Origin of the sequence: Acinetobacter kyonggiensis (assembly GCF_900107285.1) — a bacterium.
Taxonomy (GTDB): domain Bacteria; phylum Pseudomonadota; class Gammaproteobacteria; order Pseudomonadales; family Moraxellaceae; genus Acinetobacter; species Acinetobacter kyonggiensis.
This window is the reverse complement of the sequence record NZ_FNPK01000010.1, coordinates 101,958-125,735: the sequence shown is the minus strand read 5'-3', so window position 1 is coordinate 125,735 and position 23,778 is coordinate 101,958. Positions and strand designations below refer to the sequence as shown.

At 36.7% G+C, this 23,778-nt stretch carries 21 protein-coding genes and 1 tRNA gene; 11 read left to right on the top strand and 11 right to left on the bottom strand.

What is annotated here, in order from left to right; translation table 11 throughout:
• A partial coding sequence (locus BLV99_RS10115) for a transposase (protein WP_131725231.1) occupies positions 1-236 on the bottom strand: 236 nt, incomplete at its 3' end.
• Between the two features lie 160 nt (positions 237-396).
• Here BLV99_RS10115 and BLV99_RS10110 point away from each other — a divergent pair.
• The 3 genes from BLV99_RS10110 to BLV99_RS10100 are packed head-to-tail and all read left to right on the top strand — an operon-like array spanning position 397 to position 4,114.
• Positions 397-1,347: a CgeB family protein gene (locus BLV99_RS10110; RefSeq protein WP_086185220.1), complete on the top strand. Its 951-nt coding sequence runs from the start codon at positions 397-399 to the stop codon at positions 1,345-1,347.
• A gap of 29 nt (positions 1,348-1,376) precedes the next feature.
• Entirely contained in the window at positions 1,377-2,390 is a 1,014-nt protein-coding gene (locus tag BLV99_RS10105; protein ID WP_092690233.1) for a glycosyltransferase, read from the top strand.
• Positions 2,391-2,419: 29 nt separating this feature from the next.
• Positions 2,420-4,114: a glycosyltransferase family 25 protein gene (locus BLV99_RS10100; protein WP_092690230.1), complete on the top strand. Its 1,695-nt coding sequence runs from the start codon at positions 2,420-2,422 to the stop codon at positions 4,112-4,114.
• A 147-nt stretch (positions 4,115-4,261) separates the two neighbouring features.
• Here BLV99_RS10100 and rfbC read toward each other — a convergent pair whose 3' ends face one another.
• Genes rfbC through rfbB form a run of 4 tightly spaced genes read right to left on the bottom strand, consistent with a single transcriptional unit; the run spans position 4,262 to position 7,649 of the window.
• A complete protein-coding gene (rfbC, locus tag BLV99_RS10095) occupies positions 4,262-4,813 on the bottom strand; it encodes a dTDP-4-dehydrorhamnose 3,5-epimerase (protein WP_092690227.1) in 552 nt (183 codons plus the stop codon).
• Positions 4,810-5,694 carry a glucose-1-phosphate thymidylyltransferase RfbA gene (gene rfbA / locus BLV99_RS10090; protein ID WP_092690224.1) on the bottom strand — a complete coding sequence of 295 codons (885 nt, stop codon included), beginning with the start codon at positions 5,692-5,694 and terminating at the stop codon, positions 4,810-4,812. The genes rfbC and rfbA overlap by 4 nt, the downstream gene beginning before the upstream one ends.
• Positions 5,691-6,584, bottom strand: a complete 894-nt coding sequence (gene rfbD / locus BLV99_RS10085; protein ID WP_092690221.1) for a dTDP-4-dehydrorhamnose reductase — start codon at positions 6,582-6,584, stop codon at positions 5,691-5,693. The genes rfbA and rfbD overlap by 4 nt, the downstream gene beginning before the upstream one ends.
• A 3-nt stretch (positions 6,585-6,587) precedes the next feature.
• Entirely contained in the window at positions 6,588-7,649 is a 1,062-nt protein-coding gene (rfbB, locus tag BLV99_RS10080) for a dTDP-glucose 4,6-dehydratase (RefSeq protein ID WP_092690220.1), read from the bottom strand.
• A gap of 286 nt (positions 7,650-7,935) precedes the next feature.
• On the opposite strand from rfbB, the gene BLV99_RS10075 reads away from it, so the two are divergent.
• Positions 7,936-8,895, top strand: a complete 960-nt coding sequence (locus BLV99_RS10075; RefSeq protein WP_092690217.1) for an ELM1/GtrOC1 family putative glycosyltransferase — start codon at positions 7,936-7,938, stop codon at positions 8,893-8,895.
• A gap of 2 nt (positions 8,896-8,897) precedes the next feature.
• The gene (locus tag BLV99_RS10070; protein ID WP_086185212.1) at positions 8,898-9,824 is read left to right on the top strand and encodes a glycosyltransferase family 2 protein; all 927 of its coding nucleotides are present in this window, start codon (positions 8,898-8,900) and stop codon (positions 9,822-9,824) included.
• 9 nt (positions 9,825-9,833) lie between these two features.
• On the opposite strand, the gene BLV99_RS10065 is transcribed toward BLV99_RS10070, so the two are convergent.
• From BLV99_RS10065 to BLV99_RS10040, 6 genes are all read right to left on the bottom strand, one after another.
• Positions 9,834-10,643, bottom strand: coding sequence for a polysaccharide deacetylase family protein (locus tag BLV99_RS10065; RefSeq protein WP_092690216.1), 810 nt, complete (start codon positions 10,641-10,643; stop codon positions 9,834-9,836).
• 13 nt (positions 10,644-10,656) lie between these two features.
• Positions 10,657-11,547: an ELM1/GtrOC1 family putative glycosyltransferase gene (locus tag BLV99_RS10060; RefSeq protein ID WP_092690214.1), complete on the bottom strand. Its 891-nt coding sequence runs from the start codon at positions 11,545-11,547 to the stop codon at positions 10,657-10,659.
• Between the two features lie 101 nt (positions 11,548-11,648).
• Positions 11,649-12,575: a branched-chain amino acid transaminase gene (locus BLV99_RS10055; RefSeq protein ID WP_086185209.1), complete on the bottom strand. Its 927-nt coding sequence runs from the start codon at positions 12,573-12,575 to the stop codon at positions 11,649-11,651.
• Positions 12,576-12,600: 25 nt separating this feature from the next.
• The gene (glnE, locus tag BLV99_RS10050) at positions 12,601-15,351 is read right to left on the bottom strand and encodes a bifunctional [glutamate--ammonia ligase]-adenylyl-L-tyrosine phosphorylase/[glutamate--ammonia-ligase] adenylyltransferase (protein WP_086185208.1); all 2,751 of its coding nucleotides are present in this window, start codon (positions 15,349-15,351) and stop codon (positions 12,601-12,603) included.
• A gap of 83 nt (positions 15,352-15,434) precedes the next feature.
• A complete protein-coding gene (locus tag BLV99_RS10045) occupies positions 15,435-16,706 on the bottom strand; it encodes a sensor histidine kinase (RefSeq protein ID WP_092690211.1) in 1,272 nt (423 codons plus the stop codon).
• Between the two features lie 241 nt (positions 16,707-16,947).
• Positions 16,948-17,034: transfer RNA gene (locus tag BLV99_RS10040), tRNA-Leu, on the bottom strand.
• Between the two features lie 195 nt (positions 17,035-17,229).
• Here BLV99_RS10040 and queA point away from each other — a divergent pair.
• From queA to secD, 6 genes are all read left to right on the top strand, one after another.
• Positions 17,230-18,267, top strand: coding sequence for a tRNA preQ1(34) S-adenosylmethionine ribosyltransferase-isomerase QueA (gene queA, locus BLV99_RS10035; RefSeq protein WP_092690209.1), 1,038 nt, complete (start codon positions 17,230-17,232; stop codon positions 18,265-18,267).
• 25 nt (positions 18,268-18,292) lie between these two features.
• Complete coding sequence (locus tag BLV99_RS10030; protein WP_092690206.1) at positions 18,293-19,321, top strand: hypothetical protein; 1,029 nt, start codon at positions 18,293-18,295, stop codon at positions 19,319-19,321.
• A gap of 28 nt (positions 19,322-19,349) precedes the next feature.
• Positions 19,350-19,916 (top strand): LemA family protein, encoded by a 567-nt coding sequence (locus BLV99_RS10025; RefSeq protein ID WP_092690204.1) that lies wholly within the window; start codon positions 19,350-19,352, stop codon positions 19,914-19,916.
• Positions 19,917-20,261: 345 nt separating this feature from the next.
• Entirely contained in the window at positions 20,262-21,392 is a 1,131-nt protein-coding gene (gene tgt / locus BLV99_RS10020; RefSeq protein ID WP_086185203.1) for a tRNA guanosine(34) transglycosylase Tgt, read from the top strand.
• A 102-nt stretch (positions 21,393-21,494) separates the two neighbouring features.
• On the top strand, positions 21,495-21,824 hold the full coding sequence (gene yajC / locus BLV99_RS10015; protein WP_004650211.1) for a preprotein translocase subunit YajC: 330 nt from the start codon (positions 21,495-21,497) through the stop codon (positions 21,822-21,824).
• Between the two features lie 51 nt (positions 21,825-21,875).
• Positions 21,876-23,777 carry a protein translocase subunit SecD gene (secD, locus tag BLV99_RS10010; RefSeq protein ID WP_092690200.1) on the top strand — a complete coding sequence of 634 codons (1,902 nt, stop codon included), beginning with the start codon at positions 21,876-21,878 and terminating at the stop codon, positions 23,775-23,777.
• Position 23,778 lies beyond the last annotated feature (1 nt).

Here is a 23,778-nt window from a genome sequence, read left to right as displayed (position 1 = left end):
GCATGTAGTTTTTTTAGATCGATGGGTGGTTCTGTTGGAGCTTTTGATTGATCGAAAGCTTGCGAGGAAGCTGAAATCAGTTGATTTTTCCAGTCGATAATTTGGTTTTGATGAACATCAAATTCAGCACTCAATTCAGCAAGTGTTTTTTCTGCTTTAATCGCAGCAAGTGCTACCTTAGCTTTAAAATCATTTGAATGATTTCTTCTTGGTCTACGTGCCATAAAATACTCCATATATTGATGTTTATAACATCATTTGGGGAGCAAAATATCACTTATAAGTGTTGTTCAAATTTCCTGATCCACCTCTATATTTATTTTGTATAATTATGCTTAAATTTCAGATAATTAATTTGTGTTAGTTTAATTGATAAAATGTTACAAGGATATCTTCATGGAATCTAATAGAAAATTTAAGATCCTTATTATTGGAAAACGTGGCGGAATTTTACAATGGTACGAAAATTTAATTGCAGCCCAACAACAAAAAATCGAGTATGAAATTGAAGGTTTTGCACTCAATCACAATAATATTAAAGAGCGTTTTCTTAAAAAACTTCTTCCAAATAAAGAAATATATACGGCAGCTTTATTGAAAAAAAAATTAGAAATTTTTAAGCCTGATCTAATTTTAATTGCTGATTTATTTTATTTTGATTCACACTTATTGCAGGTATTAGCTTCATCTCCAGCAAAAAAAGCACATTGGATTGGTGACTTTTTTGATAACAGACTCCTAAAATCAAAAAATGTAATTGATCTGTATTGTTTTACGGACTCCAGCTTTATACAAGATGCAACCGAGCTGGGATTAAGCAACACAATTTACCTTCCACTCGCCTATAACCCAGCTGTTTTCTTTGACAAGAAGGAATCTAAATCGAATCGTCTTATTTTCATAGGTGCTTGGAGTCAAGATCGTCAAGAATTAATTGAACAAATTCCAGTTCCAATGTCTGTGTATGGTAAAGGTTGGGATAAACTTAAAAAATCTGAATGTGATATTCATCCTTATAATATAAAATTAGATCAAGTTGCAGACCTATATGGACAACATAAATATGTCCTAAATATCATTAATAAAAAAAATATTCGTCAAGGTATGAATATGCGTTGTTTTGAAGCACCTGCCTGTGGTTGTATTTTAGTCAGTGAATATGTCAAAGATCTTGAATATGCTTTTAATATAGAAACTGACATTATTTCTTTTTCAAATCCTGTAGAATTATCCCAGAAACTCCAAAATATCAATATTCATCCTGAATTGGCAATGTATAAAGTCCAGACATGTCATAACTATAACAATCGGTTAAAGACATTAGTTAAAATGCTTTTATGCTCATAACCATTTCATATCAGTAGGTTGCAACCCAAGTGTTTGTTAGTATTATCGTCCCTAGCTACAACCATGCTCAATTTCTAGAAGAACGAATTGAAAGCATTCTTAATCAAGATTTTCATAATTTTGAAGTCATACTTTTAGATGATCTTTCTCCTGACAATAGTTCCGAAATATTAAAAAAATATCAAGACCATCCAAAAGTTAGCCATTGTATTATTAATGAAAAAAATTCTGGATCAACATTTTATCAATGGAATAAAGGAATTGATTTAGCCAAAGGTGAATTGATTTGGATTGCTGAATCTGATGATGTTGCAGATCCACATTTTTTAGCAAAGCTTGTTCCAAAATTTGATCAAAATCCAAATTTAGTCTTAGCTTATAGCCAATCATATCGTATGAATGCGCAGGGTGAAGTAACAGGCACATGGAAAGATTGTACTGATTCAAGTGACTCTGAGCTATTCAGCCATGACTTTGAACTCCTGGGTTTAGAATATATTGAAAGATTTTTAACTTTTCAAAATACCATCCCAAATGCCAGTGGCGTTGTTTTCAAGAAAAAGTGCTATTTAGATGTTGGTGGTGCAAACCCAAGTCTTAAATTTATTGGTGATTGGGATATTTGGTTCAGAATAGTTTCTCAAGGCGATATTTTCTATTGTGCAGAATGTCTGAACTACTTTAGATATCATAAGACTAGTGTAATTGCCCAAGCTAAATATAAAAAAGATCATTTTGAAGTAAGAAGACAAATCCTCTTATTTAGAACTAGTATTCAAAACTTCTTAAAATCCAATCTTAATGATAAGACTCAAAATTTATTTGATCAAAATCATAAATTAATTAAGAAAGAACAACGTAAAAATGCATCATTAGCAATTAGAAGACGTTATTACAATAAAATTGTACCAACAAGCGTAATTGCACTAAAAACTGTTCCTCTTCCATTAATTCCTATATTAGGAGTTAAATTACTTTTACAGTTGTTTTTATCCATTTTTATAATTGCTCCTATTAAATCAATTAAAAACATTTTTAAATAAACCCTATTAAAATCTTAGGAATTAACTTAATGAAAAATTTTATTTTAACTCTTCAATATTTATATAGAGAACATACAAGTATAGGTAAATTATGGCAATTTTTCAGAAGGTACTATATAAGTCATAATTTAAAAGAAACCAAACAACTTTGGAATAGAAAAAAATCCTTTGCTCTACTTGAAAAATGGAAGACTAAAAAAAATAAAAAAGTTATTATTTTTGCAACTAAACATACGATTTTTATTACAGAATTAATTAAAAATTGCCTAAATAATTCTAAAATTGAATATCAAATTTATTATGAAAATTATCCAAAAAAATTCGATGATTCTTTATATATAATTGTTTGTCCGCAATTTTTTAAAAAATTTCCTGAATGCTATATTGCCTTCCAGTTAGAACAAACAGTCTCTACCCGATGGTTTTCAGAAATTCAAATTGAAAAATTAAAAAATTCACTTTTAATTCTAGATTACTCATTAGATAACATCAAATATCTGTCTAATTCTATTCCTATTTCAAACTTATATTACTTACCAATCTCAACAATAGCTTTAAAAGATAAAGATACTCCATATGAATATGATATTTTATTTTATGGTGACACCAACAATGATCGTCGTAAAGCTTACATTAATGAAATTAGTAAATACTTTAAAGTAAAGATAGTTAATAATTCTTTTGGTGAAAATATTTGGGAATATATTAAAAAAAGTAAAATAGTTCTAAATATTCATTATTACGAAAATGCATTGCTCGAAACAACTAGGATATATGAATGCTTATCTAATGATGCTTTAATTATTTCTGAAAAAAGTTCTGACTTTAATACATATACAGACTTAGAAAATATTGTAGATTTCGTTGAAATAGATAATATTCAAGAAATGATTGACAGAATTAATTTCTGGCTAAATGAATCGACTGAATTCATAGAACGTAAAAAATTAATTAAAAGCTATAATCAACGTAATGAAACACAGTTCGATTTTTATTTTCATCGAATGCTTCTTTCACTTGATATTATTGATTTTGATACAATGTATAATAATACTTCAACTACATTTCAGCCTAAGGAGTTTTTTTGGTGCTTAAGTCTTCCTGAGTATTTAGATAGAAATATTGCTTTTCAATCTGAATTAACTAAATATAATGAAATTTCGAAATTCCCTGGACTTAGGCACAAGACACCTTGGATTGGTTGTGGACTAAGCTACAAATATCTAATGAAATTTGCTAAAGAAAATAATTATGAAAGAATTATAATTTGTGAAGATGACGTCCTTTTCCCTTCAAATTTCGATAAAAAAATTGATAATATTAATTTCCAATTAAATAAACCAAATTTAAAATGGGATATTTTCTCAGGACATGTCACCGATTTAAATAAATCATTTTCCGCAAAAAAAATAGGTGATGATATTTTTTTCAACTATATAAATTTAAATAAAACTACTGGCATGGTATTTAATATTTACAATAAATCAATTTTCGATTATTTAGCTAACTGGAATTATAATAATAGACATCTATTAACTAATGCTATCGATAGATATCTTGAAAATAAGCATAATTTAGAAGTCATAACCACTACCCCATACTTAGTAGAGCATAAAGAAAATATAAATACCACTTTATGGGATAGGAATACTAGTGAATTCTCTTACAACTCAATGACCAATTCAAGTCTTCATTTAATTGAAAAAGAAATTAACAAACATTAATTATATAAAATTTAGCTGTATGCTAATGTTAATACCAAGCATACAGCTATATAACTTTATTGTATAAAGCTTAGTAATTCATTGAATTTATAAAATTTATAAACTAAGCTTAATGAAATCAAATACTCATACAATAACTAACTATACTTAGTTTTTAAATTTAGATGAAATTTTATCTTTATCACTTACTAAAACCTCATCTACTTCAGACAAAGGCCAATCAATAGCGAGTGTTGGGTCATTCCAAATAATTGCCCCTTCACTTTCTTTATTGTAGTAATTAGTGGTTTTATATAGGAATTGCGTATTATCCTCTAATGCAATAAAACCATGCGCAAACCCTTCTGGTATCCAAAACATAGTCTTATTTTCTGCACTCAGCTCAACACCAACCCATTGACCATAAGTTTTTGATTCTGGACGAATATCTATAGCAACATCCCAAACCTTTCCCTGTACCACTCGTACCAGTTTACCTTGGGCATGTGGTGCATTTTGATAATGTAATCCACGTAATACCCCCTTTTGTGACAAGGAGTGATTATCTTGGACAAAGTGTGGGATAGGCAAACTCAGCTCATTTAATGCTTGTTCAAATCGCTGTTGATTAAAACTTTCCATAAACCAACCACGATCATCTCCAAACACATTGGGATGAAGAATCAAAAGCCCTTCTATTTTGGTTGTTTCAACTTTCATTTAGCTTCACCCAACAACTTGTATAAATATTGACCATACTCGGTTTTCTTCAATGCATCTGCGCTTTCTGCTAATTGTGCTTTGCTAATCCAACCTTGATGAAAACTAATTTCTTCCAGACAGGCCACTTTTAAAGATTGACGCTTTTCAATGGTATAAACAAATTGTCCAGCTTCAAGTAAAGACTCGTGTGTACCTGTATCTAACCATGCAAAGCCACGACCTAACAGCTCAACATTCAATGAACCATCTTTAAGATAAGCATTATTAATATCTGTAATTTCAAGTTCGCCTCGAGCCGACGGTTTTACTTGTTTGGCAAATTCAATAACACGGTTGTCATAGAAATATAATCCCGTCACAGCATAGGCTGATTTAGGTTGACTTGGCTTTTCCTCAATACTAAGAACTTTACCCGATTGATCAAACGCTACTACACCAAATCGTTCTGGATCGGTCACATGGTAACCAAAGACCGTTGCACCCAATGCACGTTCAGATGCTTGTTGTAATTGATCGCTAAAATGTTGGCCATAATAAATATTATCGCCCAAAATTAAGCACACATGATCTTGACCAATAAACTCCTCACCAATTAAGAATGCCTGAGCCAAACCATCTGGCGAAGGTTGTACTTTATAACTCAGCTCAATACCAAATTGTGAACCATCACCTAGTAACTTTTCAAAATTAGGTAAGTCTTCAGGTGTTGAAATTATTAGCACTTCACGAATACCCGCTAACATGAGTACCGAAAGTGGATAATAGATCATCGGTTTATCATAAATAGGCAGTAATTGTTTAGAAACACCTTTTGTAATAGGGTGCAAACGCGTACCTGAACCACCCGCTAAAATAATACCCTTACGTTTTAAGCTCATTTATTTAATATCTCCGTGAGTGCTCTTTTAGCACCCTGTTCCCAAGCGGGTAAATTCAATTGAAAAATCTGTTGTAACTTTTGATTATTTAATCGTGAATTATGCGGTCTTTGCGCAGGTGTAGGATAAGCCGATGTTGGAATTGCATTCAACTTATTTACAGCTAACTCACAGCCTAAAAGACGAGCTTGCTCAAAAATAAAATTAGCATAATTAAACCATGATGTTTCACCACTTGCCACTAAGTGATAAATACCAATTTTACGCTGATCTGCTAAAGTTTGAGAAATTGCATGAGCCGAGATATCAGCAATCAATTCAGCTGATGTTGGTGCACCAATTTGATCATCAATGATAGAAAGTTCTTCCCGTTGTTGAGCTAAATTCAACATGGTTTTTAAGAAATTTTTACCTTTTACAGCATAAACCCAAGATGTTCTAAAAATAAGATAATCACAACCGCTATTTTTAATTGCTTGCTCACCTAATGCTTTCGTTTTCCCATAAACATTTAATGGTGCAATATCATCTGTTTCACTAAATGGCTGATCACCAGCACCATTAAATACATAATCTGTTGAATAATGCACAAATAAGGTATCAATTAATTGGCAAGTTCGAGCAATTTCTTGAATACTTAGATGATTAATTTGATCTGCAAGTTCTTGTTCAGATTCAGCCAAATCTACTGCTGTATAAGCAGAAGCATTTACCACCACATCAGGCTTTACACTCAAAATAGAATCACAAACAGCTTGTATTTGGCTTAAATCACCACACAAACCCATCAATCCGTAACGGTCTAAGGCAATAACTTCACCTAATGGTGCAAGTGCACGCTGCAACTCCCACCCGACTTGCCCATTCTTACCTAATAATAGTATCTTCATGTATTAATACTGCTTAACTAACCAAGATTGGTATTCACCGCTTTGCACGTGTTCAACCCACTCCGTATTCTTTAAATACCATTCTACCGTCTTACGTAAACCAGTCTCAAAGGATTCTTCAGGTATCCAATTTAATGCATTCTTAATTTTTGTCGCATCAATTGCATAACGTACATCATGACCAGGACGGTCCTTAACATAGGTAATTAAGTCTTTGTATTGAACAATTCCTTCAGGCTTCATTGGGGCAAGTTCTTCAAGCAAATCACAAATTGCATGTACAACTTCTAAATTAGCTTTTTCATTATGCCCACCGATATTATAGGTTTCACCCACAACACCCTCTGTAACGACTTTGTATAGCGCACGTGCATGATCTTCAACAAATAGCCAATCACGAATTTGCTGACCATTACCATACACAGGCAAAGGCTTACCTTGTAAAGCATTGAGAATCATCAATGGAATTAGCTTCTCTGGAAAATGATATGGACCATAATTATTTGAACAGTTTGTAATTAATACAGGTAAACCATAAGTACGATTCCATGCACGAACCAAGTGATCTGAGCTTGCTTTACTTGCAGAATAAGGTGAACTTGGAGAGTAAGGTGTAGTTTCGGTAAATAGGTCTGTTGTACCTTCTAAATCACCATAAACCTCATCAGTTGAAATATGATGAAAGCGAAACTCCGCTTTCTTTGTATCATTTAGCCCCAACCAATATGCTCGACTTGCCTCTAACAATTGGTATGTGCCAATAATATTAGTCTCAATAAAATCGAATGGTCCAGAAATTGAACGATCCACATGTGACTCTGCCGCTAAATGCATTACAACATCTGGCTGAAATTCTTTGAATAATTGATCCAATGCAATACGATCACAAATATCTGTTTTAGTAAATTGATAACGTTCACTTTTTGACACTGAACTCAAGGATTCTAAATTCCCTGCATAAGTTAATTTATCAACATTTAAAACTTGATGTTCGGTATTCTGAATAATGTGACGAACAACAGCTGAGCCAATAAATCCAGCACCACCTGTAACTAAAATTTTCATATGGGTATCCAATATCAACATATTCTGAATTACAACTTCCACATTTGGACTGTAAATAATTAATTTTTATAAAATCAACTACGATTAAATCTATTTATCTAATTTGAACGCAATAAAGCTTTTTCTTTACCATCCCAAATATATAAGCTCGCTCAAATGAACAACTTACAATTCTTAATAATTTAGCCATACTCGTAGCATAATTTAAATAAGTGAATTATAACATTCAATAAAAGCTTGGTATTATAGATTTAATCCCTTCCAAGCAATTTCAATAATATTATTTATGAAGAATTTGTCGATTTTACTCATCCATGATGATCGAGCAGGTCATTTGAACCCAGGCTTAGGTATTTGCGATCAAATTGAAGAGGGTTTTCATACACAAATTTCTAAAATTAAAACACCTTATTTAAAAAAATGGGGCATTAGTCTATTAAAAAAACTGTCTTGGTATCCCTCATTTTTCGATATTTTAGCTCAAATAGCCTATAAAAATGCTTCAATTCAACAAAATTATGACTTGATTATTTGTTCAGGCATGCCTAATTTACTTTATGCTATTTATTTAAGCCGTAAATACAATTTACCTATTTATTATGCTGGAGATACCCGAAAAATTAATGATGCTTTAATTCAAACCACCATAACGGCATTACCGCAAAACATTAAGACTCAGCAAGTCATCTTAACGACACCACCTGTAAAAAAAATCTTTACTCAGCTACAAAATGATGTATTAGATTTAAATTCAGCCTTACTGGTGTTAGGTGGACCTACCACCGAACACCCTTTTCAAAAAACTGACTATGAAAATATTATTGATAAATTCATACAGCTCTGCAAAAAACAAAAGCTTACGGCATATATTACCAATTCAAGAAGAACACCTGAACTTGAACAGACATGGAAAACACTGCAAGATCATCCAAATCTTGAATTACACCTGATCAATAATCCTTGCGCTAAAAAATTCCATGAGCTTATTCACTTATCTAGCTATATTTTTGTAACGGAAGACAGCACATCTATGCTGGCAGAAGCGATTCAATCAGGTCGCTTTGTCTCATCTATTTATATGAAAACTTCTGTTTTTGAGCCTTTAAATCAAAAGTATCTCAAGGAAGGCTTAATGAGTCGACAGAATCTAGAGGATACTTTTATCCTACCCAGCACTAGAGATTTAACCAAGTTAAATTTAAGCGAAGCACTCATAATAACTATTCAACATAATCTGGAAGATTGAACATGATTTCCATTATTCTCACTCATTTTAATAAAGGCTTATTATTAAATCGTACAATCGAATCCTTACAACCTTGGGATGATATTGTGCATGAAATTATTGTGGTGGATGATCACTCTACTGATCCATCATGGAGCCAAAATTCAACATACATTGTACAAACCTATCCTAAAATAAAAATCATTCAAAATACTGAGAACAAAGGACCTGCTGTTCGCCTAAATCAAGGTGGTTTTGCAGCGACGGGTGATTATTTATTTTTTATGGATTCTGATGATGTATTAGCACCTAATCGCTTACAGTTGTTTTTGACAGCGATGAAAAATCAATCTGCCGACCTATGCTATGGTAAAAAAGTAAAAACTCATGATCTGAATGAAATTCAGAAACATACCACTGCGACTTGGGAAAGCAGCACAAATGCTCTTCATTACATCTTAAAAAATAATATTATGCAAATGTGTGTAATGTGCAGTAAGGAGCTTTTTCTAAAAGCCGGTGGTTGTAATGAAAAGATTTTTATTCAAGATGAATCGCTAGCATTAAATTTAGGTAAATATTCTCAAAAAATTATTTCCACTGATTTAGATTGTGTATTTGTAATTTTAGATGAAGAGGAAACCACACGGGTTCGAGGCGAAAATCGTCTTTCTCGCCATCTCGAGCAACAGCACTATGATATGTTCTTCACCATTGATGATTTCTTACAAAACTATCCAAATATTGATCAAGAAAATAAAACCCTTCTCATTAAAAAAGCATTTTCAACCTATTGGAAAAGTATAAAAAACACTCCTCAGCAACGGTTTTCTGATTTGCTTATTTATCTTGCAAGCAAAGTTTCACCTTTAAAGATATGGGATAAAAATCATCAACATCTCATCGAATACTTTGAAAAGCTAGATCATGTTCGCAAAATTCGTACATAAAAAGGAGGCCTAAAAACCTCTTTTCCCCAATTTTAAACGTAATTTCACGGCAAACATCGAATCTTTACCGCTAATTTTAATGCGCTGTAACTGCATAAAATCAGGATTTAAGCCATCAATTCCTTCTTCTGTGGTTACGGCATTGCTATAGCCAGCTTGTTTTACCAAAGCAACATCACGCTGTGAATAAATCCCAAATGGATAAGCAAAACTTGTCACCGACTTAGCCGTTAAATTTTCTAATTGTTGTTTCGATTGAGTTAATTCTGCCAAGCACTCAACATCATCTAATTTATTTAAATTGGCATGAGTCATAGTATGTGAACCAATTTCAACCAAGCTACTATTTGCTAGAAATTGAACTTGCTCATCGTTCAGTTTAGCTTCACGCGCCAATTCACCACTATTATGATGTGCTTTTTTATAGGTAGACCAATCACGATCATGACGATCCACAACAATATAAATAGTGGCTTTAGCTTGGTATTTTTCCAAAATTGGATAAGCATTTTCTAAATTATCCAAATAACCATCATCAAAAGTAATAGCCACTGTTTTTTCAGGGTGTTTACCCCAATTCTTCTGCAACTCTTGCATTGTCACAAAATGAAAACCTTCAGCTTTCATCCATGCAACCTGCTTTTCAAATTCCTTTGGCGCTACGCGTAATTTATTAAACTTTGCACCATCAATATGCTCTCGTACCATGTGGTACATTAATACACGTGGTCGTTTCCAGTCTAATGCTGGCTTCCACCATGCATATTTATAACTAAAAGCCATGACTAAAACCAATAGAAAGATAAGAATATAAATCACAAAAACAACCTGATTATTGGGCTAAAAGATATGTTGCCACACGCTCCGCTTCTTTAAAAGCATGAGGTTCAACTAACATTTCAATAGATGTCTGGTTAGAAACTAAATTGGATTGAATAATTTGATCAATAGACAAAGTAATACGATCTTCTTTAACACGGTCAATTTCAATCACCCCAACCTTACACCCTGCGGTGAATGCCTCAAAAATCATCGAAACACTGTCTTCAGTGACCCAAACGGCTTCTGCTTTTTGCATTTCTTCAAAAATCCAGCCTTGCGGGGTTTGTTCAACTGGAAATATGTGTAGATGAGATACCAATGGACTCTCATTCAAATGCTCTAAAAACACTTTCGGTGTACGCCGTGAAGTGGTCAAAATAATCTCAGCTTGAGGATGGTTCTTCACGATTTGATCAATTGAAGCTAAAACCTTTTCTTCATTCCATTGATGGCGTTTCGATGATCCACCTAGGGCAATTAAAATTCTATTTTTTTGATGGCGCTGTTCATTCACAATCGGATTGAGCGCACCTTTTATGGTGATAACATGAGCAGATGCTTCAATGCCATCATGTTCAGGAATAATCGCATAATTAAACCAAGTAAATGGAAAATTCGGCTTCATCATAATCACGGTTTTAGCTTGCGGATACACTTTCCCCAGCAATAAAACACGTAGCTGAGTGTGGCTGCCTACGCCAAAAATATAATCCGGTGACTGAGCAACAGCCGACGTGCTTTGTTTGAATGTCGCCAATAACAAACTAAAAATGGGCAATTGATCAATGAGAATCTCTTCAAAAGTCACCGCCTCTATACTTTGTCTTTGCATTGCCTGATACAAACCAATTGCTTGTGAGCGATGCCCCGCCTTTCCATCACTAACATAGACAATATGCATAAAAATGTCCTTCGAAAAGAATTAACCTAAACCTAGAAAATACATAACCCATAAAAAAAGGCGAAAACCAAGTTTTCGCCTTTTTATCTTAACTGATCAGCTTATTTTACGTAAGTTAACCAGTGTGCATATTTAGGGTCTTTACCCTGAACTGCATCAAAGAATGCTTTCTGGATTTTCTCTGTAATTGGACCACGCGAACCACAACCAATTTCACGGTCATCATATTCACGAATTGGTGTAACTTCCGCAGCAGTACCGGTAAAGAATGCTTCATCACCAATATAGAACTCATCACGGGTAATACGACGTTCAATCACGTCATAACCCAAGTCTTTGGCAATGGTGATAATGGTTTGACGGGTAATACCGTCTAATGCACCACCCGAAATATCTGGTGTATGCAGCACGCCATCTTTCACCAAGAATACGTTTTCGCCTGAACCTTGGCATACATAGCCTTGTGGGTCCATCAACATTGCTTCGTCATAACCCGAGTGTGCCACTTCCTGATGTGCAAGAATAGACAAGGTATAGTTACCTGACGCTTTTGCTTTACACATAGTCACGTTTGGATGGTGATGGGTAAATGATGATGTTTTAACACGAATACCTTTCGCCATTGCTTCATCACCAAGGTAAGCACCCCAGCTCCATGCAGCAACAGTGGCATGAATGGTATTGTCTGTTGCAGCGATCCCCAGTTTTTCAGAACCGATAAAAATAATTGGACGCAAATAGCAAGAAGCCAATTTATTTTCACGTACCACATCAATCTGAGCTTGCTCTAATGTTGCTTGATTATATGGAACTTTCATTTGATAAATTTTTGCAGAATTCAGCAAACGTTTAGTGTGATCTTGCAAACGGAAAATCGCGGTTCCATTCGGAGTTTCATAGGCACGGACACCTTCAAAAACACCCATACTGTAATGTAATGTATGAGTTAAAACGTGAATTTTCGCTTCACGCCAATCAACCATCTGTCCATCTTGCCAAATAAAACCATCACGATCAGCCAAATTCATGACACAAACTCCAATTTTTATACAATTATTCACGTTCCAAAGCGAAGGTCGCTGTTGGATCAATTAATCTCTGCCATAGCTTGCAAACCACCTCTCGGGTATCAAACCAATCCGCAGCATTCACTTGCATCGATTGATTGGCAAGGGCTAAACGGTGGCTCTCAGCGCGTTCACTTAAATAGGCTTGAATCAATGCTGTCGCGTCGTCACTGGATAAGCAACCGGCGTTTGCGGCATCCTCAAGGATTCTTACATTGTCGGAATAATGGGCGAGATCAGAATTCGCCCCACTCCATGCGAGTACCGCATACTGTGCCATAAATTCAATATCAACGATACCACCTGCATCCTGTTTTAAATGAAAAATTCCATCTTTTTGCTGTTCTTTTGACGAGCCTAAATGGTCTTTCATTTTCTGACGCATTTTGAGCACTTCTTCACGAACTTTGGCTTCATCACGCGGCTGAATCAAGATACGACAACGCAATGCTTCAAATTTATCGCGCAAACTTTGCTCACCCGCAATCGAACGTGCGCGAACCAAAGCCTGATGTTCCCATAACCATGCATTCTTTAATTGATATTGCTCAAAGGCTTTTAAACTGGTGACCAAAAGCCCTGCTTCACCTGATGGACGTAGACGAGTGTCAATTTCATAAACACGTCCATCCAAAGTTTGTGTGGTCATGAGTGACATAAATTTCTGTGCTACGCGTATCGCAAATTCAAAACCACTGATTTTTTTCTGGCCATCTGTATCGCTCTGTTCATCCATATAGTGAATAAACACCAGATCTAAATCTGAGCCATACCCCATCTCGATACCTCCGAGCTTGCCATAACCTGCTACCGTAAATGCGGTATGATCGGTTGAACAACGCTGCCCTTCTGCATCAAGTGGAAAGCCATGTTTTTTCGCGGTAATTTGATAAGCTAAATTTAAAGTTGCATTGACCGAAACTTCCGCAATATCGGTTAATGCATCAGAGACTTTCATTAAAGGACTTTCAGCCAATACATCACTGGCGGCAACAGCCAAGACATTGGATTTTTTAAACAGTCGTAATACACGGAGTTGATCTTCAACTTGATCAATCTCAATACGCAATAATTGTTGGCGTAATGAGTCTTCTAGATCTTGGCGTTTTGGCAACTCAAAATCCATCGATAAAAACTCATCCAACAACACCGGATAATGGGTCAATTCTTCACAAATCCACGGACTGACCGTTGCCATTTTTACCAGTCGTTGCAATGCACCTTTACTTTCAATTAGCATCACCAAATACACAGTACGGCGCAGCACCGACTCAACCAAAGGCATCAGACGTAAAAGTGCCGTTTGTGGTTTATTCGACTGTAAAATTGCTTCAATCAAATGCGGCCAAAAGGTTTTTAAACGTTGCACTGCTTTCGCGGGTAATTTCTTTAAGGCATGACCATACCAGAACTCATGCACCAAATTTTTTGCACCATCATCCAGTACCGCTTCAAGTTGTTTTTCTAATTGGCTAAAGCTTTCAATTAAAGGATCAGGTTCTTTTTCTTTAATCAGATGTTCAAACTGATGAATGACTTTGGCTCGTTTAGCATTCAGCGTTTCAAGGAATGCGTCCCAATCGCTAAAAGCTAAAGTATCCACAATACGTTGACGTAATTCAGGCTCAGTCGGTAAGGATTGGGTTTGTTGATCATTCAATGCTTGAATGGCATGCTCTACACGGCGTAGAAAAAGGTAAGCATCTTCCAGTTCAATGACCGCTTGTGTATCCAAAAGCCCAACTTCACCCAAATGATGCAGACTGACCAAACACTGACGATCTTGTAACTCCAATTTAGAGCCACCGTAAATCAGCTGAAAAACCTGCACAATAAATTCAACTTCACGAATCCCACCTGCGCCAAGCTTGATGTCATCTTCAATATTACGACGCAGCACTTCACGCTCAATCATGGCTTTCATTTCGCGCATGGCTTCAAAAGCGCTGTAATCAACATACTTTCTAAACACGAAGGGTCGGGTCATATCCAGCAGTTCTTCACCCATTTTACCGCCCGTTACAATACGTGCCTTAATCCATGCATAACGCTCCCACTCACGTCCATGCTGGCTTAAATATTTTTCTAATGCGACATGGCTAATCGCAAGCGCCGAGCCATCTCCCCACGGGCGTAAACGCATATCGACACGAAAAACAAAACCATCTGCGCTAATATGATCCAGCAGATAAATGAGTTTCTGTCCCCAAAGAATACAAAATTGCTGTACATCAATACATTTTCGACCATTGGTTTCACCCTGTTCATCAAAGGCAAAAATAAGATCAATATCACTGGAAAGATTTAGTTCTTGTGCGCCAAGTTTCCCCATCGCCACAACAATCAAATCCTGTACTTTGCCATTATAACCAACAGGCTCACCATGCTTCGCCACCAGCGGAATTCGGGCAAAGTCTTTTGCTGCACAAATTGCTGCATCAGCAAAATCTGACAGCTCACGTGTTAAGGTCACCACATCAGTCAGTTGATTGGCATCCTGCCAAATCCAACGAAACATGAGACGTGCGCGAAGAATACGAAGTTCTCGCATCCATGTCGCTTCATCAGTAAGGTGGTCTAAAGATGTTTGCACAACATGCTGAATTTGTTGTGTCGTTAAAGGGTTTATAAATTGGTCAATTGCATAATCTTGTTCTAAAAATGTACTGTGATTGCCCAATACCAGTTCTGCATATTGGCTCGCACGTAATGTCTTCTGCAATTGTTCCGCATTCATTTCTAAACCTTCAGCCTCGTTTTTTTCTAGTTATATCAGCTGAAAAGAAATAGGGGAAAAGAAATTTAAGCTTCTGTTGTTTTTTATTCAGTGATCGCCTGTTTAATACTATCTAACGGTAAAGCTTGATGCGTATTCACAGCGATGGGTAAAGAAACTTTAAAGATCGTTCCCTCGCCTTCTTTTGACTGTACCGAGATTTCACCTTGATTCAAATCCACAAAACGTTGACATAACACCAAACCTAAACCCATGCCTTTCTCACCCGCTGTTCCCTTAAAACTGACCGTTAAGCGCGGTTGAAACAATTCATCAATCTGGCTTTGCGTCATGCCGAGTCCAGTATCTTCAATATAAATATCAATACTGTATTTTGATTTTTCGGCAGACATGATGACTTTACCCGTGCCATCCACATAGGTAAATTTCAGTGCATTAGAAACCAGATTTTGTAAAACTGAGGTCACCATATTAATATCGGCATAGACTTTTAAATCATCGGGTATTTGATCAATCAATTGGATATTTTTTTTAATCGCCAAGGTATTTAAGACATCAAAAACAATTTTTGAAGATTGTTTTAAATTGAAATTGATGGGATGGTAAATAAAACGTCCACCCTCAGCCATGGCCCAATTTAATAAACTTTCTAACAGATTATAGGTTGATTGCGAGGTATCTAATAAATAATCGGCAATACTTTGAATGTTTGCATCATCTAGCGTGGCTCGCTCTTGCGCCAAAACTTCAGAGAAGCCAATTAAGCCATGAAATGGTGCACGCAAATCATGCGCAATAATTTGAAAAAACTTGGTTTTACTCGAGTTTAAAGCGCACTGTTGTTCATATAATTCTTTTAGCTCTGCATAATCTGAATGCAATTCAATAATCTTGATCAAACTCATGGCAAGTTCATGCACAAGTTCTAAATTTTTCTCATTAAATTCTTCACACTGTTCATCAAATAAAATAACGTGCCCAATAGACTCTGTTTTATTTATTTTTAAATCAAAAGCCACAATTCGCTTATGTGCAACACCTAAATCATGCACATATTGAGAAAAAGCAGCATAATTTTTATGCTTGACGCTCAGAATCGTCTCGCCTTCAAAAAATGCAGCTAAATTGGCTTCTTTTTTTGAGTGAAAGGCTTTAAACCATTTGGGTGAAGCATACCAAATGTAGGGTTCATTATGAAAACCAAGAATGCCACAATCGGTTTGTAAAATGCCACGGGCAAATTTCAAAAAACCTTCGACACGATTATCTGGAGTAAAAACACCAAGCAATAATGATATTTTACAAGCACTGAGCTGCTCTGTTGCTGAGCCTATTTCAAGTAACTGCATTTTCATCTCTGCCTCGTAAATTTTTTTACCCTCTATAGTTAAAAAACAACTACGCCCTATCCATTCTATTAACAAACTTTTACATAGAACACAATAAAAAAAAGGCACAAACAGACCAAAAGTGACAATTTCCGACAGACTATTTTTTATCGTCGCTAATTTGACCTTAAACGCTAGAATTTAATCAATTTTTTAAGCATAAAAAAAACCCCAAGCTTTTCGTACCGGCTTGGGGTTTTTTTGAATCTGGTCCCGAGGGTCGGACTCGAACCGACACATCATCTCTGATAGTGGATTTTGAATCCACCGCGTCTACCAATTTCACCACCTCGGGAAAGGGGCTTACAAGCATATGAGCTTGTGGTCGCTATATTACTATTAAACTTAGAATTGTCAATTATCTAATCCAGTCAATTGCTCATTTTTAAAGCAAAAGCAAAAACTTTGGCTTAAAAAACATCAGATATCATCTCGCTCACCCTTTTCGGGACTATAATGCAGACGTTTTTCTTATTGTTATACATTAAAGATGCAACTTTCCGACTTTAACTTTGATCTCCCTGACGAGCTAATTGCTCGCTACCCTTTAGATACCCGCAGTGCTTCACGCCTTTTGCATTTAGATCAGCAAGGGCAATATCACGACTGCCATTTTACTGACATTTTTGATTTACTCGATGCTGGTGACTTACTCATTTTAAATGACACCAAAGTGATGAAAGCACGGCTAAAAGGAAAACGTGCAACCGGTGGTGCTGTTGAAGTTTTAGTAGAACGCATGCAGGATAAATTTATTGCACATTGCCATATTAAAGCCAGTAATTCACCTAAGGCGGGTGCTGAACTTTTTATTGGTGATGATGAAGTAAAAGTCACGGTGCAAGGTCGCCATGAAAATCTATTTATTGTTGAATTTTCACAACCAATTTTAGATGTGCTCGATCAATATGGTGCTTTACCCATTCCACCGTATTTTAACCGCGAAGCCGAAGCCATTGATACCGAGCGTTATCAAACGGTCTTTAATGATCCGACTAAACTGGCAAGCGTTGCAGCACCAACAGCGAGTTTACACTTTGACCAAGACTTATTGGAAAAGTTAACCGCCAAAGGCATTCAAAAAAGCTTTGTGACGCTGCATGTGGGCGCAGGGACATTCTTACCAGTACGCACGACAGATATCCAGAACCATATTATGCATAGCGAATGGTGTGATGTTCCTGAACAGACTGTTGAACTGATTCGTCAAACCAAAGCACGCGGCAATAAAGTGATTACTGTGGGCACCACGGCAACACGTGCCATTGAAAGTGCCGCACAAGCCCATGGTGGAACATTGGCTGCATGGACAGGTGATACACAAATTTTCATCTATCCTGGTTATGATTTTAAAGTGGTCGATCGGTTAATTACCAACTTCCATCTACCTGAATCTACGCTATTAATGCTCGTTTCGGCCTTATCGAATCGTGATAATATTTTGCAGGCCTATCATCATGCTGTCGAAGCAAAATACCGCTTTTTTAGTTATGGTGATGCCATGCTCGTTGATAAAATTAAACCTTAATCTTTGCTGAAAAAAGAAGAACTTCATGCCGCTCGATAGCGTTCAACATTCGATTCATATTCGACGTAAAAAAAATGAACGTGTTTTTCAAAATATCGCGCGGCTACAGGATCTTGGACGTAAGGCACAAAGCCATCAGGACATTTTAGATGGTTTACATCCGTGGAATGCACCGATTGTACTTAAGTTTGAAAATGTCTTGCCGCTACTGTTAGCCGCAGTAGGGCTATTTTTTGTCCTTCTCATTTTTACTAATCCCACCAATATCTGGATGCAACTGGGCCTAATCAGTGGCCTACTAATGATTTTTTGGGCCTATATCAGTTATGAAGATAAACAACCCATTGATGACGTGATTGAATTCCTAGAACAACAAAGCATTAATAAAAAATATCAGTTGGCTTTACATCAGCAACCACAACATATCTCGGTTCCATTACAACCTGTTTTATTGATTGCACATCTAAAACGCCTGTTTCCCGTATTTAATCAAGGTACGATTTCCAATGATCTGCCCTACTATGCCAGTACCATCTGGGAAGATGAAGCGGGTCAACAACATCAAGTGATGGTTTTTCAATATCACTATGTCAATGAAATGCTTATGCGTGATAAAAATGGTGATGAGGTCAGAGTCAAAGAAATTCATAAAGACTTATGGGGCGTGTTTGTTTTTGATGTAGAAACGCAAGGGCTTGCCATCACCACAGCAAATAAAGATTTTTATTATCCTTATAGCTTCCCTTGGCATACCAGCGACATACAAACCAATCAAAAGCTCAATATTTTTGGTAGCGATGAAATGCAAACAGCAAAGCTACTGTCACCTGCATTTGTATTGAGATTGGCAGATTTTTTTGCCCAGCGTCAGGGCGATTTAATGTTCCATCCAAGCAGTCATACGTTATGCTTTTTAGGGCCAGCGAATTTATTTAAAATATCGACACAAGCAAAAAATATTCAAGATATTTCTGCATTACGTGGACACTTACGTACTTTTAAATTACCTTATCTAGAAAGCTTACAGCGTGATTTAACACATTTTTTAAAATAGAAATTATTCATATTTTGGGGACTTATCAATGGGGTTGTTGATTTTTTTACTCTTAATCATCGCTGCAATTGTCGCATGTGTCATGATTCGAAATAATATTGTTCGCCATCACAACGCCTCCATTCGAGCTTGGTCAGATGTTGCCAGTTATGAACGGCAGAAAATTAAAATTTTAGATGGTCTACAACCACTTGTTGAGCAATATTCAAATTTTGAAAAAGGCACTTTAGAAAAAGTCACCGAACTGCGTCAAAATATTTTAAATTTAAATGTGAACAATACTGATGTTTCACAATTACAACGCATTGAAAGTTTAAATAAAGAGCTGATGCATAGTTTAAATGTGGTGGTTGAAAACTATCCTGAACTGAAAGCCAATGAAATTTATCTTAAAATGATGAATGAAATTGAAGAACAAAATGAAAATGTCGGTGCTGCCATTACCATCTTTAACCGTAATGTCGAATTATTTAACAATCACATTCAAATTTTTCCCAATAACATTGTCAACACCATGACTCTCGGTAAAAAAGCCATTCGCCCCTTTCGTGATCAAGCAGCAACGCAAAATTTTGACTACCGACCGAATTTTTAACCTCTCCAGACCTCTTGCATCCTTTGCTATAAAAGATGCAAGACGCTCTATTTAAAAATATATTATTACGCTTTAACCTTCACCCGCATTAAAAAATCAAAGCCAGCGACACAATAAATAATAATATTCTTCCCAGTTAAATACCTCATTCACGCCAAGCACTTAGCAACTTTGTTGCGTTGGACTTTATTTTGCCAACGACCTTTAATCGAGAAAGTATTGAGTTAAAACTCGACAACACTGGTGTTTATCTGCGTAATCTAGGAAAATAGTCGACTTTTAGCGGCGAACTGTTTATTCGCTCTTGCACTGCACGCAGTGCTTTGCTCTTGTTCAGGATATTTTATGAAGTTTGAAAAATTAGGTCAGTCGGGTCGTGCCCGTCGTGGTCGTTTAACGCTTGAACATGGCGTGATTGAAACGCCCGTGTTTATGCCTGTTGGTACTTACGGCACGGTTAAAGGCATGTTGCCACGTGATATTGAAGACATTAAAGCTCAAATCATTTTAGGCAATACCTTCCATCTTTACCTTCGTCCAGGTTTAGATGTGATTCGTGAACATGGCGGTTTACATGAATTCATGAAATGGAATAAACCGATTTTGACCGATTCAGGCGGTTTCCAAGTATTCAGCTTGGGTGCAATGCGTAAAATTAAAGAAGATGGTGTAACTTTCCGTTCACCCATTGATGGTTCAAAAGTCTTTTTATCACCTGAAATTTCAATGGATATTCAACATACCTTGAATTCAGATATCGTGATGATCTTTGATGAATGCACACCTTATCCAGCGACACATGAAGAAGCACAAAAATCATTACAGCTTTCACTGCGTTGGGCAAAACGCTGTAAAACCCAACACCATGATGTACTAAAAAATCGAAATGCGCTGTTTGGTATTATTCAAGGTGGCATGTACGAAGACCTACGCAACGAATCACTCAATGGCTTAAAAGAAATTGACTTTGATGGCTTTGCCATTGGTGGTCTTTCAGTGGGTGAACCGAAAGAAGAAATGATCAAAGTTTTGGATTATCTTCCTGCACAAATGCCTGAAGACAAACCACGCTACTTGATGGGTGTCGGCAAGCCAGAAGACATCGTTGAAGCCATTCGTCGTGGTGTCGATATGTTTGACTGTGTGATGCCAACCCGTAATGCACGTAACGGTCATTATTTTGTGACCGACGGTTTGGTTCGTATTCGTAATGCCAAATATCGTCATGACCAAAGTCCACTCGATTCAGAATGTGATTGTTATACTTGCCAAAATTTCACCCGTGCTTATTTATTCCACTTGGAAAAATGCGGTGAAATGCTTGGTTCAATGCTCGGCACCATTCATAACCTACGTTATTACCAAAGATTTACACAAGACATTCGTGATGCGTTAGATAATGGTACTTTTGATGCCTATGTCCACGATTTTTATGCACGTCGTGGTCTAGAAGTTCCACCTTGTCCTGAAGATTAATCTATCAGTGTTTGCGCTGAAGAAAAAGACAGGGTAAATTGCTGAACAAGTTAATTTATTATCATATTGTTGATATACAGTTTTTTATTTTAGGAAAATGAAATGAGCCTTTTTATTTCTACTGCTCACGCAGCGGGTGAAGCTGCAAGCCAACCAAGTTTGGTGACTAACCTTTTGATGATTGCGGTATTTGTCGCAATTTTCTATTTCCTTATTTGGCGTCCTCAAGCAAAACGCGCTAAAGAACACCGCACTTTAGTTGAAAGCCTTGGTGTGGGTAGTGAAATTGTTTTTGCTGGTGGCCTTATGGGTAAAATCCTGAAAATTGAAGGTGATTTTGTCGTGGTTGAATTAAGCCGTGGCGTAGAAATAAAAGTTCAACGTGCCAGTGTGATTTCAGTTCTTCCTGAAGGCACATTAAATAATCTCTAATCAAAAAGAGTCGTGCCCTAGCACGACTTTTTCATTTTAAGAAGAAAATAAATGCGTTACCCAGCATGGAAATATCTGCTGATCATCATTGTTCTGGTGATTAGTACATTATATGCCCTGCCTAGTTTGTATCCAGATGAACCTGCTGTTCAAATTTCGGGTGCCAAAGCTGGTACTCAGATTGACCAAAGCATCGTACAAAAAGCAGAGCAGTTATTAGAAAGTGAAAAAATTCCAAGCCATGACAACAGCTTTAGTAATAATGCTGCCCTTTTACGTCTTGATTCTTCTGAAGCGCAATTAAAAGCCAAAGAAGTATTACGTCGTGGTCTTGGTGAAAATTATGTTGTTGCTTTAAACCTTGCGCCAACCACGCCTGAATGGCTCCAAAAAATTGGTGCAAAACCAATGAAATTGGGTCTAGATTTACGTGGTGGTGTTCACTTCTTACTTGAAGTGGATATGGATAAAGCCATCAGTCAGCGTCTGGAAACCTCCGCAACTGATTTACGTCGTCAACTGCGTGATAACAAACTGAAATTCAATAGTCTTGCTTTGAATAACAACACGATTACCATACAGTTTGCCAATAACAGTGACCGTGATGCGGTGATGGATTTCTTACGTCGTAATGGCAATGAGTTCAATCAACAAGCCGTTGCATCAGAGTCAGGTTCAACTCTACGTTTGAGCTATACCGATGTACGTAAGCAAGAAATTCAGTCTTATGCGGTAAATCAAAACTTAACCACGTTACGTAATCGTATTAATGAGTTAGGTGTAGCAGAAGCATTGGTGCAAACCCAAGGTAGCAACCGTATTGTGGTTGAATTACCGGGTGTTCAAGATACTGCTGAAGCAAAGCGTGTTTTAGGTCGTACTGCAAATCTTGAATTCCGTTTAGTGTCTGATTTGAATGACCAATACATTGACCCTTATACAGGCAAGTCAAATGGTCAAGCAGTACCACCAGGCACGGAACTGTTTGCTTATGAATCGCTGGATAGCGGTCGCCAATTGCTGTTAAACCGTAACCGTATTTTAACCGGTGAACGTGTACAAAACGCATCAAGTGGCTTTAGCCAAGATACTGGTGGCGCTGAAGTAAATATTACTTTAGACAGTGCTGGTGGTAAGTTGATGGCTGATGCGACACGTAGTGCGGTTGGTAAACGCATGGCGGTATTGTTCATTGAGAACAAACAAAGAATCAGCTATGTACCCGATCCAGTCACAGGTGCACAAACTGAAGTCCGTACCCCTTATACAGAATCTGTGGTCATTAATGCTGCAACCATTCAAGCGGTATTGGGCTCACAATTCCGTATTACTGGTCTAGATTCACCACAAGAAGCGGCTGAACTTGCGCTCATGCTTCGTGCTGGCGCGCTGGCTGCACCAATGTACTTCGTTGAAGAACGTGTGGTTGGCCCAAGTCTTGGTCAGGAAAATATTGATAAAGGCGTATTGTCTACTCAGATCGGTTTCTTACTGGTTGCGCTTTGGATGGTCGCATTCTTCCGTGTATTCGGTTTAATTGCTAACTTTGCCCTTGTGGTTAACCTTGCAATGCTGTTGACGGTTATGTCGTGGATTGGGGCTTCACTTACCCTTCCTGGTATTGCAGGTATCGTGATCACCATTGGTATGGCAGTCGATGCCAACGTCCTAATCTGTGAGCGAATACGAGAAGAAATAAAATGGGGGGCTTCGCCCAAACAGGCGATTGTTGCCGGTTATGATCGAGCCTATAACACTATTTTCGACTCGAACTTAACCACGTTCCTCGTTGCGTTTATTCTCTTTGCCATTGGTACGGGACCGATCAAAGGTTTTGCCGTGACACTGATGATTGGTATTGTTTGCTCAATGTTTACTGCAATTACAGTAACCCGTGCAATTGTACAACTCATTTATGGCAAAAAACGTAACTTGAAGAAGTTGAGCATATAAG

Coding starts and splice junctions, on each gene's coding strand:
- tgt (WP_086185203.1), top strand. CDS start 20,262: ATGAAGTTTGAAAAATTAGGTCAGTCGGGTCGTGCCCGTCGTGGTCGT.
- BLV99_RS10030 (WP_092690206.1), top strand. CDS start 18,293: ATGCCGCTCGATAGCGTTCAACATTCGATTCATATTCGACGTAAAAAA.
- BLV99_RS10070 (WP_086185212.1), top strand. CDS start 8,898: ATGATTTCCATTATTCTCACTCATTTTAATAAAGGCTTATTATTAAAT.
- rfbA (WP_092690224.1), bottom strand. CDS start 5,694: ATGAGCTTAAAACGTAAGGGTATTATTTTAGCGGGTGGTTCAGGTACG.
- BLV99_RS10110 (WP_086185220.1), top strand. CDS start 397: ATGGAATCTAATAGAAAATTTAAGATCCTTATTATTGGAAAACGTGGC.
- BLV99_RS10025 (WP_092690204.1), top strand. CDS start 19,350: ATGGGGTTGTTGATTTTTTTACTCTTAATCATCGCTGCAATTGTCGCA.
- BLV99_RS10045 (WP_092690211.1), bottom strand. CDS start 16,706: ATGAAAATGCAGTTACTTGAAATAGGCTCAGCAACAGAGCAGCTCAGT.
- BLV99_RS10075 (WP_092690217.1), top strand. CDS start 7,936: ATGAAGAATTTGTCGATTTTACTCATCCATGATGATCGAGCAGGTCAT.
- rfbC (WP_092690227.1), bottom strand. CDS start 4,813: ATGAAAGTTGAAACAACCAAAATAGAAGGGCTTTTGATTCTTCATCCC.
- rfbB (WP_092690220.1), bottom strand. CDS start 7,649: ATGAAAATTTTAGTTACAGGTGGTGCTGGATTTATTGGCTCAGCTGTT.
- secD (WP_092690200.1), top strand. CDS start 21,876: ATGCGTTACCCAGCATGGAAATATCTGCTGATCATCATTGTTCTGGTG.
- BLV99_RS10100 (WP_092690230.1), top strand. CDS start 2,420: ATGAAAAATTTTATTTTAACTCTTCAATATTTATATAGAGAACATACA.
- queA (WP_092690209.1), top strand. CDS start 17,230: ATGCAACTTTCCGACTTTAACTTTGATCTCCCTGACGAGCTAATTGCT.
- rfbD (WP_092690221.1), bottom strand. CDS start 6,584: ATGAAGATACTATTATTAGGTAAGAATGGGCAAGTCGGGTGGGAGTTG.
- yajC (WP_004650211.1), top strand. CDS start 21,495: ATGAGCCTTTTTATTTCTACTGCTCACGCAGCGGGTGAAGCTGCAAGC.
- BLV99_RS10060 (WP_092690214.1), bottom strand. CDS start 11,547: ATGCATATTGTCTATGTTAGTGATGGAAAGGCGGGGCATCGCTCACAA.
- glnE (WP_086185208.1), bottom strand. CDS start 15,351: ATGAATGCGGAACAATTGCAGAAGACATTACGTGCGAGCCAATATGCA.
- BLV99_RS10055 (WP_086185209.1), bottom strand. CDS start 12,575: ATGAATTTGGCTGATCGTGATGGTTTTATTTGGCAAGATGGACAGATG.